Source organism: Streptomyces novaecaesareae (genome assembly GCF_000716875.1).
Taxonomy (GTDB): Bacteria; Actinomycetota; Actinomycetes; order Streptomycetales; family Streptomycetaceae; genus Kitasatospora; species Kitasatospora novaecaesareae.
The window spans coordinates 1-16196 of the sequence record NZ_JNWQ01000069.1; the positions used below are offsets into that span (position 1 = coordinate 1).

General features: G+C 72.2%; 11 protein-coding genes. 6 read left to right on the top strand and 5 right to left on the bottom strand.

All coding sequences use genetic code 11. The features are described from left to right. On the bottom strand, window positions 1-293 hold a 293-nt coding region (locus tag OP86_RS23860; RefSeq protein WP_033333127.1), incomplete at its 3' end, for an ABATE domain-containing protein. A gap of 79 nt (window positions 294-372) precedes the next feature. Here OP86_RS23860 and OP86_RS23865 point away from each other — a divergent pair. The 3 genes from OP86_RS23865 (at window position 373) to OP86_RS23875 (ending at window position 3961) form a co-directional block, all read left to right on the top strand. Then, a complete protein-coding gene (locus OP86_RS23865; protein WP_051830480.1) occupies window positions 373-1989 on the top strand; it encodes an FAD-dependent monooxygenase in 1617 nt (538 codons plus the stop codon). A gap of 78 nt (window positions 1990-2067) precedes the next feature. Beyond that, window positions 2068-3180: a serine hydrolase domain-containing protein gene (locus tag OP86_RS23870; protein ID WP_030058453.1), complete on the top strand. Its 1113-nt coding sequence runs from the start codon at window positions 2068-2070 to the stop codon at window positions 3178-3180. Between the two features lie 4 nt (window positions 3181-3184). Further along, the gene (locus OP86_RS23875) at window positions 3185-3961 is read left to right on the top strand and encodes a MerR family transcriptional regulator (protein WP_030058452.1); all 777 of its coding nucleotides are present in this window, start codon (window positions 3185-3187) and stop codon (window positions 3959-3961) included. A gap of 60 nt (window positions 3962-4021) precedes the next feature. Here OP86_RS23875 and OP86_RS23880 read toward each other — a convergent pair whose 3' ends face one another. From OP86_RS23880 to OP86_RS23895, 4 genes are all read right to left on the bottom strand, one after another. Next, entirely contained in the window at window positions 4022-4717 is a 696-nt protein-coding gene (locus tag OP86_RS23880; protein WP_030058451.1) for a DUF7158 domain-containing protein, read from the bottom strand. Continuing rightward, a complete protein-coding gene (locus OP86_RS23885; protein ID WP_030255099.1) occupies window positions 4714-8949 on the bottom strand; it encodes a glycoside hydrolase family 38 N-terminal domain-containing protein in 4236 nt (1411 codons plus the stop codon). The genes OP86_RS23880 and OP86_RS23885 overlap by 4 nt, the downstream gene beginning before the upstream one ends. A 29-nt stretch (window positions 8950-8978) precedes the next feature. Then, a complete protein-coding gene (locus tag OP86_RS23890) occupies window positions 8979-11453 on the bottom strand; it encodes an endo-beta-N-acetylglucosaminidase (RefSeq protein WP_030058447.1) in 2475 nt (824 codons plus the stop codon). A gap of 148 nt (window positions 11454-11601) precedes the next feature. Next, window positions 11602-12807 carry a LacI family DNA-binding transcriptional regulator gene (locus OP86_RS23895; RefSeq protein ID WP_106973498.1) on the bottom strand — a complete coding sequence of 402 codons (1206 nt, stop codon included), beginning with the start codon at window positions 12805-12807 and terminating at the stop codon, window positions 11602-11604. Between the two features lie 183 nt (window positions 12808-12990). Between OP86_RS23895 and OP86_RS23900 the strand changes: the two genes are divergently transcribed. From OP86_RS23900 to OP86_RS23910, 3 genes are all read left to right on the top strand, one after another. Then, window positions 12991-14280, top strand: coding sequence for an ABC transporter substrate-binding protein (locus tag OP86_RS23900; protein WP_030058446.1), 1290 nt, complete (start codon window positions 12991-12993; stop codon window positions 14278-14280). Window positions 14281-14391: 111 nt separating this feature from the next. Beyond that, window positions 14392-15264 (top strand): carbohydrate ABC transporter permease, encoded by an 873-nt coding sequence (locus OP86_RS23905; RefSeq protein ID WP_030058445.1) that lies wholly within the window; start codon window positions 14392-14394, stop codon window positions 15262-15264. A 58-nt stretch (window positions 15265-15322) separates the two neighbouring features. Then, window positions 15323-16186 (top strand): carbohydrate ABC transporter permease, encoded by an 864-nt coding sequence (locus OP86_RS23910; RefSeq protein WP_106973499.1) that lies wholly within the window; start codon window positions 15323-15325, stop codon window positions 16184-16186. Window positions 16187-16196 lie beyond the last annotated feature (10 nt).

The following is a 16196-nucleotide window of genomic DNA, read 5'->3' on the forward strand; positions in this document are numbered from 1 at the left end:
AGGCGGGGGCGGGCCGGGTGGCGGTCGAGCAGGGCGTTGATCGCCTCGGCCGCCCGGTCGGGGTCGTCGGTGTCGAGGATGGCGATCACGGGGGCGGTGGCCTCGCGCAGTTCGCGGGCGTCGGCCTCGGTGAGCCGGAAGGGCGGGCCGCCGTGGCGTTCCAGGAGCGCCTGGAGGTCGGCGGCGCTCGCGTCGGGGTCCTCGCGGACGGTGCTGGCGAGGTCGGCGAGGAAGTGGAGGCCGCGGGGGTTGTCGCCGTGGGGGCCGTGGGTCTCGGGCCTGGTCTCTGCCATGGGGTCGCCTTCGTCTCGGGTGTCGCCTCCCCACCATGGTAACGTCAAATGAACGCGTTAGACGTTACGGAGGGGTGGAATGGAATTCCCGGCGACAACGTCCGTCCTCATCGCCGGCGGCGGCCCGGTCGGCCTCACACTGTCGGTCCTGCTCTCCGGGTACGGCGTGCCGCACCTGCTCGTCGAGGCGCACCCGGACACCGCGCGGCACCCCAAGGCCCGCGGGGTGTCGGCACGTTCGATGGAGGTCTTCCGGCGCTGCGGCCTGGAGGAGGAGATCCGGCGGGCCGGGCTCCCCGCCTCACAGGTGTACTTCTACCGGGGCCGCGACCTCGTCGACCCGGACTTCGTCCGTCACGGCGTCACCGCCGGGGACGCGGACGGCAGCGAACGCACGCCCTCGCCCGGCCTGATCTGCTCCCAGGACGTCCTGGAGCCGATCCTGCTCCGGCGGGCACGTCAACTCGCCCCGGAGGGTGTCCGGTTCGCCACCCGGCTGCTGTCCTTCACGCAGCCCGGCGACGGCGTCCACGCCGTGCTGGAAGACCGGACCACCGGCGAGCGCCACACCGTACGCGCGGACTGGCTGGTCGGCTGCGACGGCGCGGCAAGCACCGTCCGCGAGACGGCCGGGATCGCCATGGAGGGGCCGGTCGGCCTCGGCCACTTCCTCAGCGTCCGCTTCGAGGCGCCGCTCGGCGAGGTCGTGGCGGACCGCGCCAGCGCCTCGTACTTCCTCACCGCCCCGGGCCGCGGCGGCTTCCTGGCCGTCGACAACGACCGGCACTGGATCTACCAGCACCCGTACGACCCCGAGCACGCGGACATCACGGCACTCCTGACCGACGATCGGCAGCTGGGCGAACTGGTCAAGGACGCCGCCGGCCTGCCGGACCTCGCGGTCACCGTCCGCGACACCATGACCTGGCGGATGGACGCCCGGCTCGCCACCGCCTACCGCCGCTCCCGGGTGCTGCTCGCCGGCGACGCGGCCCACGTGGTGCCGCCGACCGGCGGGCACGGGATGAACACCGGCATCGGCGACGCGGACAACCTGGCGTGGAAGCTCGCGGCGGTCGTCGCCGGGACGGCGGGCGAGCCGCTGCTGGACACCTACGAGGACGAACGCCGCCCGGTGGCCCGGCAGGTCATCGACATCTCCCTCGCCAACTCCCGCGCGCGGACGAGCTACCGGATCGACGACGAGCTGCTGCTGACGGCCGCCTACCGCTCGACGGCCGTCCTGGCCGATCCGGAGGCCCGCCCGGAATCCGCTCCCCAGGCCCACGCCCCCGCCCGTCCGCCCCTGGACCCCGAGCGTGAGCACCCCGACGGTGCGCCCGGCACCCGACTCCCCCACCTGCGCCTGGCGGAGCCGCCCGGCGTCTCGTCCACCCTGGACCTGGTCGGCCCCGGCTTCACCCTGCTGGCACCCCCCACCGAGGCCGGCTGGCAACGGCAGGCGGACACCGCCACGGCAGCCGGCCTACCCGTCGCCGTCCACCCACGGCCCGCAGCCTTCGATCCCCCGGCCGGGGCCCTCCTCATCCGCCCCGACGGCCACATCGCCTGGCGCGCCCCACACCCGCCCACCGGCGACGACGCCTACCTGCTCAGCGCCCTGCGCCGGATCCTGTCCGCAGGCAGCCGAACCGGCCCGTGTCCGCCCGGCGGCTGTGAGCCGGGACACAGTTGAGGTTGACCCTGGGGCAGGGTGAAAGCTCCTCTCAGCGGCCCGACAGCGAGTCGGGCGCAGCGCCATCGGAGGAACATCATGTCCGTCATCCTTTCCGTCCAGGGGCCGGATCGCCCCGAGCTGCAGAAGGCGATCGAGGAGATCGTCGAGTCCGGTGTCCTCGGCGTGCAGCTGCGGGTGAACGACGGGCGGGGCGAGTGGGTCGGCAGCGCCGGGGTGCGTGAACTGGGCGGGAACGCCGAGCCGTTGACCGACGGGCACTTCCGCGTCGGCAGCATCACCAAGAGCTTCGTCGCGACCACGGTGCTCATGCTGGTGGCCGAGGGCCGGATCGGCCTGGACGCCCCCGTGGCCGACCACCTGCCCGGGTTCGGCCTCGACCGGCGGATCACCGTACGGATGCTGCTGCAGCACACCAGCGGGATCTTCAACCACACCGGCGAGCTCGACGCGGACGGGACGTTCGAGCCCGGGGTCCCCTGGCGGGGCAAGGAGTGGGTGGAGGACCGGTTCCACTCCTACCGGCCCGAGGAGCTGGTGCGGCTGTCGCTGTCCAAGCCGCCGCGGTTCGCGCCGGGGGCGGACTGGAGCTACGCCAACACCAACTACGTGCTGGCCCGGCTGGTGGCCGAGAGCGTCACCGGCCGTCCGTTCGCCGAGGAGCTGCAACGGCTCGTCCTACGGCCGCTGGGCATGACCGGCACCGTGGCGCCGGGCACCTCGCCGGAGGTCCCCGAGCCCCACCACCACGGCTACTACCGCTACGAGGACGCCGGGCAGGAGAGGACGATCGACATCACCCGCCACAACCCCTCCTGGGTGTCGGCCGGCGGCGACATGATCTCCACCACCCGGGACCTGCACACGTACTTCTCCGCCCTGATGGGCGGCAGGCTCCTGCCCGCCGGGCTGCTGGCCGAGATGCGCACACCGGAGGCGAAGGCCGGCTACGGCCTGGGGGTGTTCGTCCAGGACACCGGCCCCGGCGGCACCGTCTTCCACCACAACGGCGCCACCATCGGCTCGGCCGCGCTGATGTACGGCTCGCCCGACGGCAGCACGACCCTCACCGCCGGGCTGAACTACGTGGACGACCCCGACGTGTCCATAGCGGCCGCCTTCCACCACGCCCAACAGCGACTCGTCAACGAGGTGTTCCTCGGCGGACGGGCCGAGGATCAGGCAGGCTGAGCAGATGACGAACGGAGTGACGATAGGACAGGCGGCGGCATTCGTCGGCGTCACCGTGAAAACGGTGCGGCACTACCACCGGCACGGACTGGTCGACGAACCGGAGCGCGACGGCTCCGGCTACCGGCGGTACGGATCCGGCGAGTTGCTGCGGCTGGTCCAGGTCCGGACGCTCGCCGCCGCCGGAGTACCGCTCGCCGAGATCGGGCCCCTCCTCGACGCCGACGCGGACGACTTCACCACCACCCTCGCCGACGTCGAACGGCGGCTCACCGAACGGATCGCCGACCTGACCGCGCGCCGCGACACCCTGCACCGCCTCGCCGCAGGCGACCGGGCCCTCCTGCCCGACCGCGCCTGCACGATCCTGGAACGCATGCCCGGCCTCGGCTTCGACCCCGACTACGTCGCCGCGCAACGCGAGGCCCTGGTACTCGCCCGGGCGCTCGTGCCGGACGGCTTCGACGGCTTCCTCACCCAGCTCGAACACCGCCTGGACGACCCCGAATCCGTCGAGCTGACCAAGCGCGGCTGGGAAGCCGAGACCTGGCACCCGGACGACCCGAGGATCGAGGAACTCGCCACCGCCATGGCCGACCACTACCTCGCCAACCCCGAACTCCTCGGCAACCCCGCCAGCCTGCGCGCCTGGAGCAGGGCCTCCGCCCAGTACGAGCTGATCAACAACCACCGCGAGGAGCAGGCCCCCATCGCGGCCCGTCTCACCGCCCTCACCGAGGCCAAGCTCCGCTCCGCCGGCGTCCCCCTGCCCCGGCGCTGACGGCCGCCGCACGCCCGCTGCCGTCCGCAGTCAACCGGCGTCGACCATAGCGGGGGCTGCTCAGTGGCGGTGGTGGTTGTCGGGTTGGGCCGGGTCGCCGGGGTGTTCCAATCCGTCGACCAGGGTGAGGCGTTGGGCGCGTTCACGGTCGAGCCAGCGAACGAAGGCGGCTCGGCGGGCGGCGGCGCGGAGGGCCGGGGTGGGGTCGTGGCTCCGGGGGACGGCAAGGGTGGCGAGGAGGGTCGCCTGCCAGGGGCCTACGGTGACCTGTTCGCCCGGTGGGGCGGTGCGGAGGGCTTCGGCGAGGGCCGTCGGGAGGGTGTCGGGGTCGGCCTCGAAGCCGCCGTCGGGGAGGGCGATGTACCAGCGGGTGGCCGGCGGGCGGGTGGTCAGGGTGCGGTAGTGGGCGATGTCGGCGGGTGAGGGCTGGATGTCGGCGGTGACGGCCTCGTAGACGGCGCGGACGGCTGCACTGCCCTCGTAGGCGGCCGCGGTGATGGAGCCGAGTTCCACGGCGGCCTGCTGGTCGAGGCGGGCCGGGCCGGCGGCGGCGACGGATAGCTGGCGTTCGGTGGCGACCGCCTCGCAGAGGGCCTCGGTGAGCAGGACCTGGGCGACCCAGCGGGTGAGCTGCCGGTCCTCCGAACTGCCTTCCTGTGGCAGGGCGGTGGAGCGCGGACCGGCCCGGAGGGCGGCGAGGCGCCGGTCGAGGGCGGTGCGCGGGAGGGGGTGTCCGTCGAGCAGGCCGAGGGTCATGCCTCCACCACCAGGGCGACGGTCGGGGCGTACTGGCAGCGGCCGAACCACATCACCTTGGCGAGGGCCCAGGAGGAACCCGGGTCGGTCGACGCGGGGGCGCGCACGGAGAAGTCGACCACCACCGAGGAACCGGCCGGGACGGCGAAGCCGCGGACGGGGTCGGCGATGGCCTCCCAGGTGCCCCACGGCGACACCAGCTGCAGTTCGCCCCGGATCTCGCCGCGGGTGCGGTTGGTGAGGGTGAGGCCGAGGGTGGCGCGGCCGCCGGGAGCGACGCGGAGGGTCTCGGCGGCGACGGAGACGTCCAGGCCGGTGTCGCGGCCGGTGACGGCCTTGGTGCCCTGGGCGGCCGTCCAGTCCTCGGGGGCGTCCCCGGGGACGGGCAGCAGCGAGGGCAGGTCGCCGACGGCGATCGTGACCACGTCCTCGATCTGCTGGCCGTCGTGTTCGATCCGGACGGCGGCGAAGTGCAGCCCGGGTCGGGCGTCGGCCGGCGGCGTGAGGGTGACCGGGAAGCGCAGGTGACCGTCGGGTGCGAGCCGGTACGGGCGGCTGCCGAGGCTGGTGGCCCAGCCCTCGGGCGGCAGGACGACGGCCGTGCCTTCGACCGCCGTGTCCCGCAGCTGCGAGGACAGGGCGACGGAGAGCGTCACCGCCTCCCCCGCCGTCCGGAGCAGTCCGGGCGAGGCGCCGACGGACACCGGCAGGTAGCCGAGCGGTGCCGGGCCCCGGTTGTGCAGCCAGTAGCGGGCGTGGACGGGCTGCGCGGGCTCGGCGACCGGGCCGAGGACCGGCCCGTCGGCGTCGCCCGACGCCGCGACGCCGGGCGCGGCGAGCAGGGTGGCGATCCGGGAGCCGGGGAGGTCCAGGTCGGCCGCGCCGAGGGGCCGCTCCAGCAGGTCGGCGGACCGCAGGTCTCCCAGTCCGAGGGCGCCGGTGAGCTGTGCGGACCGCCCGAGGCCGGTGGACTCGATCAGCCGGACGGTGAGGTCGCTCCCGACGGGGGCCGCCGAGCCCCGCGCGATCGGGTTCCCGGCGGGCTTGAGGGTGCTCAGCAGCACCTCGCGCTGTGGCTCGATCCGCAGCCAGGAGAGGGTGGCCGGGAGTGGGCCGTCCTGGGCCGGGGTGATCCGCGCGTACAGCGGGTGGTTGAACTCCTGGCCCTGCGCGGGCAGGGTCTGGTCCCGCCAGTCACCGTCACCGCTCACCAGGGCGTAGCTGAACTCGTGTGTCCAGTGCTGGAGTTGGAAGGAGGCGCCGTCGGGCAGGGTGCGCCGGGGCGGGTCGATCCAGACGCCGGACGGCCAGCCGGTGCAGGAGCGCATGAGCGACAGGTGCAGTGCGCCGGTGGTGTCCACGGCGAAGCCGGGCAGGCCGAAGCTGAGCAACGCCACGGTGTGGTCGGCGAGTTCATCCGTGACCGGCCCGGGGCAGACGGCGGTGATCCGGGCGTCGGCGAGGTCGTCGACCAGGGCGGCGGGGTCGGACACGACCAGCGCCGGGAGCGCCCGCAGGTCGCGCAGGTCGGCATCCGGCCGCCAGACCTCGGCGAGCGGGGTCAGTGCCGGCACCCATACCGCGCCGTGCGCCTTGAGCGCGGCCGCGTACTCCTCACCCGCGTTATCGATCAACTCCCGTGCAGCGTCGTTGACTTCCGGTCCGCCGATGAGGATGCGGAAGTCCGGCAGATTGGAGTCCACGTCCAGCCAGCCGTACCGGGCCCAGCCCGCCCCCGAGGTCGTGGCGGTGACCCCGACCCGGGCGAGGGCGACCACCAGCGGCCGGGCATCGGAGGCGTCGTCCAGTGTCGGGACGACGACTTCCGCCACGCCGAGGGCGCGCGAGCCGATCACCGCCCCCGCGGTGTCGGTCAGCAGAGCCCGCGCCGTGGCTCCCACCCCGAACCAGGTGTTGGCCGGGTTGTCCAGCGTCCACGGCGCCTGCGCCGAGTCCACGTCCGGCATCGCGAAGCCGCGTCCGACGACCGCGCCCGCGACCTCGCTGACCGGCAGGCCGCCGGGGACGTGGACCGGGAAGCGCAGCCGCAGCAGCCGGTCGGCGCCGGAGTGGTCCACGACCCGGGTGCGGCAGTCCACCCGGTCGAGGCCGCGCCACAGCGTCACGGTCTGCTCGTACCGGACGGAGTCGACCGTCCCCTCGATCACCAGGCGTTCGCCGAGCGGCCCGGTCTCCCGGCGGGCCGAGGCGGCACAGGCCCCGGAGCCGCGGACCGGGCCGCTGGGCACCAGGTGCCAGGGGCCCTCGCCGAAGTCGGGGTGCTGCGGGTACTCCTCGTACACGCGCAGTTCGTTGCCGATCCGGCCGTCCTGGATCAACTCCCTTTCGTGCCGCAGGTCGTAAACGGACGAGAGCCCGCCGCCGCGTGCCGGGTCGGCGGTGACGCGGTAGCGGTCGTTGGTGATGGCGAGGCCTTCGGCCGCCGTCCAGGGCTGGTCCGCGTCGCCCGCCACCAGGCGCCAGGTGCGCCAGCCGAGGGCGGGCACGTCCGAGGCGAGGAACCGCAGCGTCCCCCGGTCGACGGCGCTCGACACGGCCTCGCCGGCATCGTCCAGCACCCTCACCGACCGTACGCCGTCGGGGAGTTCGAGCATCACCAGATCACTGCGGTCGAAGGACAGCGTGTTGGTCACCACGACGGCCGCCCCCTCCCCTGCCGTGGAGATCGGCGCCGTGGAGATCCGCGCCGTGGAGATCCGCGCCGTGGAGATCTGCGCGGTGAGCGCGTCCAGCGCCGCGTCCCGGACGGCGGCGGCCAGGTCGTGCGCCTCCCGCCAGCCGCCCAGCAGGTCCAGGTACACCTGGTCCGATTCGGAGCCGGTGATCGCGTCGTGGTGGGCGCCGTAGGCGAGTTGGCGCCAGACCTTATCCAGCGCCGCGGACGGGTAGCGGCCGAGCCCGTGGACGGCGGCGAGCGTGGCGAGCTTCTCGGCGTCCACCGCCGCGACCTCGCCGGCCCGTTGGGCCTGCTTGGTGTCGATGTAGGAGACGTCCTTGCCGGTGTACACCGGGTTCATGTCCCGGGTCTGCGGGCTGGGCCGCCTCCCGGTCACGGCCAGTTCGGCGCGGACGGCGTCGAGGAAGTCGCGCGGGGTGGCGCAGACGAACCGGGGCCAGAGGTACTTGGCGGCCCAGGAGCGGTGGATCTCGGTGACCCACTTGTTCGGCGGGGTGTAGTCCGTCCCGACGGGCAGCAGCAGGTTCTTGGTGGCCCCGACGGGCTTGAGCTTGCGGTACAGCTCGTAGACGGCCTGCTCGGCGGTGGCGAGGTCGGGCGAGGAGTCCATCCACCAGCCGGCCGAGTAGTGGTGCGGCATGTAGTGGGTGAGCACGCCCTCGCCGCCGGGGGCGATCCACTCGAACTCGCTCGGGAACTGCATCACCCGGGCGTCGTCCTTGGCCTCGCGGAAGTTCTTCTGGATCGGGCCCCACTGGTGGAACGGGCCGCGTGCCCAGGCACTGCCGGTGAGACCGGCCGCGGCGAGGTGGCCGGGGAACTGCGGGTCATGGCCGAACACGTCGAGCTGCCAGGCGGTTTGCGGGTCACCGCCGAGGATGTCGCGCTGGTAGCCGATGCCGTGGACGATGTTGCGGATGGTGGTCTCGGCGCCGGTGAGGTTGGTGTTCGGCTCGTTGTAGGTGCCGCCGACGAGTTCGACCTGTCCGCGGTCCAGCAGCAGCCGCAGGGTCTCGCGGCGCTCGGGGTGCTGGTCGAAGTAGGGCTTCAGGTAGTCGACTTCGGCGAGGACGAACGTGTACACCGGATCCCGCAGGGCGAGGTCCAGGTGGGCGTCGACGAGCGCGAAGCCGTTGCGCTCCCAGAGCGGGCGGGTGGTGGCGTCTGCGGAGAGCAGCTCCCACGGGGAGGTGTAGGCGGCCTGGGTGTTCCACCAGACCGGGTCGTAGTGGAAGTGCGAGACCAGGAACATCGTCCAGCCGGGTTCGGCGACTTCGACCAGCGCCTGCACAACGGCGCCCTCCGCCCGGACGGTGACCGGGAGCCGGTCGCCCGGCCGGGCCTCGGGGTCGATCTCCAGCGGGACTTCGACCAGCCCCGTGCCGGTCGCCTCACCGCGGACGCCCGGGCCGCCGACGGTGATCCGGGCGGCGGCCGGTCCCTCGATCGTCACCCGCAGGAGCTGGCGCGGGGCGTCCTCGGGGCCGACGAACAGGTCGGTGCTCTCTACGGCGGTGATGGTGGTGACCGGCACGGGGAAGGGTCCTTTCGCAGCGGAGGAGGCTACTGGCCCCAGGCCTCGAACTCGTAGATGCGAGCGGCCGGATCGGTGCTCTGGGTCGGCTTGGTGACGACCAGCCGCACGTAGCGGGCGGTGGTGTTCACCGGGTGGGCGGTGGTCCCGGCGGTGTTGCCGGTGACGTCGGCGACCGTCGTCCACGGGTCACTGGTGCCGGACCGGACCTGGATGGAGAAGTCGCGGCTGTTGTACGAAGCGCTCTCGCCGCCCGCCGAGGCGTGTTTGACCACGAACTTGGACAGCGCCTTCGCCGAACCGAGGTCCACCTCCAGCCACTTGGCCGACCCGAGCGTGCACCACTTGTCGCTGTTGCCGCCGCCGACGCTCCCGTTGACGGCCTTCGCCGGGCCCTCGTTGGCGTTGCACTGGCCGGAGGCGGTGGCCGGCCGGTTGAGTGCCAGGTTGCCGGCCGTCGGCGGCGTGCTGTTCCAACTCACGCTGGTCGAGGCGGCGTTGGAGCGCCCGTAGGTGGTGGAGACGGCCTCGACGTCCAGCGTGGTGGCCGCTTCGCCGCCGGCCCGGTCGAGTCGCCCGACGAAGTAGGCGTCGTTGGGCGTGGCACCGAGGAAGGTCCGGCTCCCGTCGGCGTTGCGCCGGTACACCTCGTAGTGGTGCACGTTGCCGCCGGGCGCCGCCGTCCAGGACAGCCGCAGTGACTGGCTGGAGCCGGGCGTCACGTCGCTCGCACCGAGCACGGTGAGGCCGCTCGGCGCCGCCGGTTTCTCCACCGCGCCGTCGTACAGGGCGACTTGACCGACCCGAAGGTCGTACGAGGGGTCGGAGCCGTCGACCCTGAGCGCGATCTGGGCGATGGTGCGGCCCGCGTACGGGGAGAGGTCGAGGGTGTGGCGCTCCCAGCCGCTGCCGAAGTCCGCGCCGACGTCGATCGTGGTGAAGCTGTTCGGCGCGTCGGCGAAGGCGACGGCGGCCTTGAGCTTGGTCGGTCCGGCGGCCGGGGTCCTGACGACCAGGTCCAGCTTGGTGGTGGACGCGACCGGCAGCTTGGTCTCGTACAGCCGGACGGTGTTGGCGGCGTCCAGGGTGCCGGTCAGCCGCAGCGAGGAGCCGCCCTGGTACGCGTCCGCGAAGTCGACGGACGGGGTCAGCTTGCTGCCGCCGGAGTCGACCACCCAGCGATAGGTGGGCGGGACGTCCTGCAGCGAGAGGTTGTTCCAGCCGCCGGTGGCGACCCGGGTGCCGGCCGCGTTGTAGAAGTCGCCCTGCCCGGTGTTGAAGTTGCTGACGAAGGGCTTGGCGGTGATCGGCGAGGACTCGGCGACGTAGCCGGCCAGGCCGGGCCAGCTCGACGAGAGGTCGGTACGGGACGGGTCGTTGTTCGCGCCGACCCAGTAGCGGGCGTCCTTGGCGTAGAAGTCGGCGCGGTCGGTGGCCGACTTCCAGGTCCACTCCGGGCGGTAGAGGCCCAGCGAGGTGGTGTGCGGCTTGCCGGACGGGAAGAGGGTGTTCCAGTCCACCGAGGAGTTGTAGCCGTTGGCCTCGGTATCGATGCCGGAGTAGAGGTCGTACGCGCTGCGGCCGAGTTGGCGGGCGAGGGTGCGCGAGGAGTCCAGGCCGCTCGCCGACCAGCCGAAGTTCAGGAACATCGAGTCCGAGGTCCGCTTCGAACCGTCCTGAAGGAAGGGCGAGTTGGCCGAGGTGAGGGCGTTCTGCCAGTTGACCGAGCCGGAGGTGGTCATCGCGTCGTACCACATGAACTCGGCGCCGCTCTGCGCCTTGGTGTACTGCATGAGGTTGCGCAGCTCGCCGGCGAGGGTCGAATCGCCGCCGCCGGTCTCCTGGTTGATGAACCAGCCGTCGAAACCGTAGTACTGCGCGGCCTGGGCGAGCTTGTCCGCGACGGGGTAGCGGCTGCCGGACTTCTGGACGAAGTCGCGCACCCACTGGATCTGGCCGCCGTACGCGCCGGGCGGGAAGAAGACGGTGCCGTAGACCTTGACGCCGTTGCGGTGGGCGGCGTCGATGACGGTCGGGTTGGGGGCGAGGATCAGGCCTTCGCCCGCCGAGCCGCCCCAGAAGACCAGCTTGTCGACGTACTGCCAGTAGCCGAAGGCGTAGTAGTTGGGGTCGGCGGAGCCTTGCGAGGGGTTGTTGGAGGTGGGGCCGAAGGAGACCAGCGAGGCGATCTTCCCTTCGCCGGTACGGGCGTTGGGGTTGGCCTTGAGCGCCGGGTCGCTGGTGCGCGGCTGGAGCGGGACCCGGGAGCGGTTGAAGCGGGCGTCCGGGTCGGTGGCCGGGTCCCAGTTCAGGATGGTGCTGGGGTACCAGTAGGAGGCGAAGGGCTGGCTGCCCGGACCGGCCGCAGGAGCGGGCGCCGAGGCCGGTATCGCTGCGCCGGGTGTCGGCGCGGCCGGTCTCGGTTCTGCCCCGGCGGAGGGGGTGGCGGTCAACGCGGCCGTCGCGAGCGCGGCGGTGAGCAGCAGGGGGAGACGTCTTGACATGCGGTGGCTCCGATCGAGCGGAGTGGCTGGGGCCGGGCCCACCGGCAGCGGCAGGCCCGGGTGCATGCGGGCGTGGCGGTGCTCATCGAGGGGAATGGAACGAACATGACAGCGGGCAGTGCGACCGGACCCCCTCGGCGCAGCGAGGCTAAACCGGTTCAGCACCCGTGTCAACGACTCGCACAGCAACCACACCGACGGGTGAGGGCGGCACGACACCCGGGGACGCGGCCTCCGGCGAAGCGGCACCCGGCGGCACGACACCCGGGGACGCGGCCTCCGGCGAAGCTGCACCCGGCGGCACGGCACCCGGGGACGCGGCGGAACCTCCCGCAGCGGCCTCCGGCGGCGAGGTGGACTCCCGTACGGTCAGCCGCGGCGTGGGCATCTGCAGGTCCCGCCCCGGCCCGGCCTCGTCCAGCGCCTCCAGCAGGCTCCGCGCGACCTGCTCGCCGAGCGCGAAGGTGTCCCGGCTGAGCGCGGTCAGCGGCGGGTGGACGATCCGGGCCAGCACCGAGTCGTCGAAGGAGACGATGGACAGCTCCCCGGGCACCGCGACGCCCATCTCCCCGGCCACGCCGAGCCCGGCGACGGCCATCACGTCGCTGTCGTACACGATCGCGGTGGGCCGCCTGGCCCGGGAGAGCAGGGTGCGGGTGGCGGCCGCGCCCTCGGCGTCGCTGAAGTCGGTGGGCACCGACACGGCCTCCTCCAGGCCGAGGCGGCGCGAGGCGTCGCGCAGCGCGCGGATCCGCCGCTGGGTGTGCTGGAAGTGCGGCAGCCCGGCGAGGTGGGCGATCCGGCGGTGCCCGATGGCGGCCAGGTAGTCGACGATCGAGAGCATCGCCTCCCGGTCGTCGGCCCAGATCCGCAGCTGGTTGCCGCCCTTGCCGGGCCCGCCCAGGACGACGGCGGGCAGCCCGAGCTCGTCCAGCACCGGCAGCCGCGGGTCCTTGACCTGCAGGTCGACCACGATGAAGCCGTCGACCCGGTGCTCGGAGGCCCAGCGGCGGTAGACCCCGATCTCGGCGGCGGTGTCCTCGACCACCATCAGGTGCAGGGCGACGGAGCTGGCCGAGAGCACCGCCTGGAGCCCGGAGAGCAGTTGGCTGAAGAACGGCTCGACGCCGATGGTGCGGGCCGGGCGGGCGATCACCAGCCCGACGGCGTCGGCCCTGGCGCCGCCGAGGGCGCGGGCCGCGCTGTGCGGGCGCCAGTTCATCTCCTCGGCGACCCGCAGGATCCGGGCCCTGGTCGCCTCGCTCACGCCCGGCCGGCCGTTGAGCGCGAAGGACACCGCGCCCTTGGAGACACCTGCCTGGCGGGCGATGTCGGCGATCGTCGGTCTGCCCACAGAACCCGACTCCCCTCTCTTGACATCCAAGTTTAGGCGGGAGCATAGTCCCTGCCAGAGCTAGACCGGTTTAGTTAGTCAGGGTTCAGTCAGGTCAGTTTCAGGCTTGGTCGGCTTCGGTCGGAGAGAAAACCCCCGAACTCAGCACGATCCCCCACCCACCCTCAGGACCGGGAGACCCTCATGCGAAGAATCTGGGCGGCACTGACGACAACGGCCTTCACCGCCGCCGCACTCACCGGCTGCGGACTCGGCTCCGGCGACACCAAGAACAGCGACAGCGTGGCGAGTGCGGCCGCGACCGGCGAGGTCAAGGGCAAGGTCTCGCTCCAGACCTGGGCGCTCAAGCCGAAGTTCACCGACTACATGCAGGGCGTCATCGACGGCTTCAAGAAGAAGTACCCCGGCGTCGAGGTCGAGTGGCTCGACCAGCCCGGCGAGGGCTACTCCGACAAGGTGCTCAGCCAGGCCGCCGCCGGCACCCTGCCCGACGTGGTCAACCTCCCGCCCGACTTCGCCCTCCCGCTCGCGAAGAAGGACCTCCTGCTGGACGTCGCCAAGGCCGATGCCAAGCTCGCCGACGAGTACGTCCCCGGCGGCGTCGACGCCTACCGCTACGCCGGCCTCCCGGGCACCTTCGGCTACCCGTGGTACCTCAACACCGATGTGAACTACTGGAGTTCCGACCTCCTCACGAAGAACGGCCTGGACCCGAAGAAGCCCCCGACCACCCTGGACGAACTGATCGCCCAAGCCCGGGTGATGAAGGACAGGTCCGGCGGACAGGCCTACCTGATGAGCCGCAAGCCGGGCATCGGCGACTTCTACAACGCCGGCGTCAAGATCATGTCCGACGACGGCAGGACCTTCACCTTCAACACCCCCGAGGCCGCCGCGCTGCTCGACAAGTACCGCGACGCCTTCAAGGCGGGCCTGCTGCCGAACGACGTCCTGACCAACACCTACGCCGGCAACTCCAAGTTGTTCAACGCCGGCACCGTCGCCTGGACGACCGCCGGCGCCAACTACATCACCAGCCTCGCCACCGACAACCCGACGCTCGCGCCGAAGGTCGTCCCGTCCCCCGCGATGGCCACCCCGCCGCTGTACGTCCAGGGCCTGTCCATCCCCAAGGGCACCAAGAACCCGGCCGCCGCGCTCGCCCTCGCCCGCTGGGTCACCAGCGCCGAGAACCAGGCCGCCTTCGCCCACCTGACCAGCATCTTCCCCTCCACCAAGGCCTCGGCGGACGACCCGTTCTTCAGCAGGAGCGACGGCACCAACGCGGGCGACGCCAAGGTGATCGCCTTCAACTCGCTGGCCAAGGCCAAGCTCATCCAGCCGGTCCAGGTCGACGACGCGATGAGCACCATCGTCAACCAGCAGATCGCCCTGGCCATGAGCGGCGACGCGAGCTCCAAGCAGGCGCTGGACACCGCCGTCGAGCAGTGCAACAAGCTGCTCAAGGGCTGACCCACCGCCCGACGGCCGTACCGGCGAAGCGGCGGGTTCCGCACACCCGCCGCTCCCGGGAATGACCTGCACCCCCCAGGCCCCAGGCCTCAGGCCCCAGGAAGGCACCGCATGACCCACCGGCGTTGGTTCACTCCCTGGCTGCTCGCCGGGCCCGCGATCGTCTGGCTGGCCGTCTTCAACCTCTGGCCGGCCGTCAACACGGTGATCCTGTCCTTCACCAACGCCAAGCCCCTGGGCGGCGGGCAGTTCACCGGCCTGGAGAACTACGGCCGGCTGCTGGACGACGAGCAGCTCGCCGACGCCCTGCTCAACAGCATCGTCTTCATGCTGGTCTGCCTTCCCCTGCTGACCGTCCTGCCGCTGCTGCTCGCCCTGCTCGTCCAGCGCAGGATCCCCGGCATCACCTTCTTCCGCACCGCCTTCTACACCCCGGTGATCGCCTCCGCCGTCGTGGTGGCGCTGATCTGGGGCTGGGTGCTGGACGACCGCGGCCTGGTCAACGGAGTGCTCCAGCAGAGCGGGCTGACCGACTCCCCGGTGTCCTTCCTGACCGGCCGCTGGCTGCTGCTGTTCAGCGCGATCGCCCTGACCGTCTGGAAGGGCCTCGGCTACTACATGGTCATCTACCTGTCCGCCCTCGCCAACGTCCCGCCCGAGCTGCACGAGGCGGCGGCCGTGGACGGCGCCGGGCCGGTGAGCCGGTTCCGGCACGTCACCCTGCCCGGGGTCCGGCCGACCATGGTCCTGATCTCCGCGCTGATCTCGGTGAGTTCGCTGCGCGTCTTCTCCGAACTGTACGTGCTCTCCCACGGCCAGGGCGGCCCCGGCGGGCGGGACATGTCGGTGGTGATGCTGATCCAGATGTACAGCCGCGGCTTCAACGGCCACCTCGGCTACGCCTCCGCGCTCAGCCTGCTGCTGTTCGTCGTCACGCTCGGCCCGATGCTGTTCCTGATGCGGCTCAACCGGAAGGCGGCCTGATCCCGTGACCACCGTCCGTACGAAGACCGCCGGGGCCGCCGGGGCTACCGAGGCCGCCATGACCGCCAAGCCCCGCCCGGGCTCCCGGGGCTTCAACACCCCCTCCCCCGGCCGGACCGCCGTCCGCTACCTGCTCCTGCTGCTCGTCCTGCTCCTGGTCATCGGCCCCTTCCTGTGGCAGCTGTCCACCTCCCTCAAGGGCCCCGCCGAGGACGTCTACACCAGCACCCCGGCCTTCCTGCCCGACCAGCCCACCTTCGGCAACTACGCCAAGGTCGCCGACACCATCCCGGTGTGGACCTACGCGCTCAACTCGGTGATCGTCGCCGCGGTCTGCATCACCGGCAACGTGGTCGGCTGCACCCTGGCCGGCTACGCGCTCGCCCGGCTGCGCTTCCGCGGCACCAGGCTCGTCCTCGGCCTCTTCCTCACCACGCTCGTGCTGCCCGGCGAGGTCACCATCGTCTCCCAGTACGTGCTGGTGCGCAGCCTCGGCCTGGCCGACACCCTGGCCGGCGTCGCGCTGCCGGGCTCGATCGCGATGCTCAACGTGCTGCTGATGCGCACCGCCTTCGCCGCCGTCCCGGCCGAACTCGACCAGGCCGCGCTGGTGGACGGCGCCAACGTCTGGCAGCGGCTGTGGCACATCGGCCTGCCGAACGTGCGCGGCATGCTCAGCGTGATCGTGATCTTCACCTTCATCGGCGCGTGGGACGACTTCCTCTGGCCGCTGATCGTGCTCAACGACCCGCAGAAGTACACCCTCACCGTCGGGCTGCAGTACCTCAACGGCACCTTCTCCGCCAACCCCCGGCTGATCGCGGCCGGCACCATGATCGCCTTCCTGCCGATCGTCGTGGTGTTCGGCGTCTGCCAGCGCTTCTTCTTCCAGGGCGTCGAGGAGGGAGCCGTCAAGGGATAGCCCACCGTCC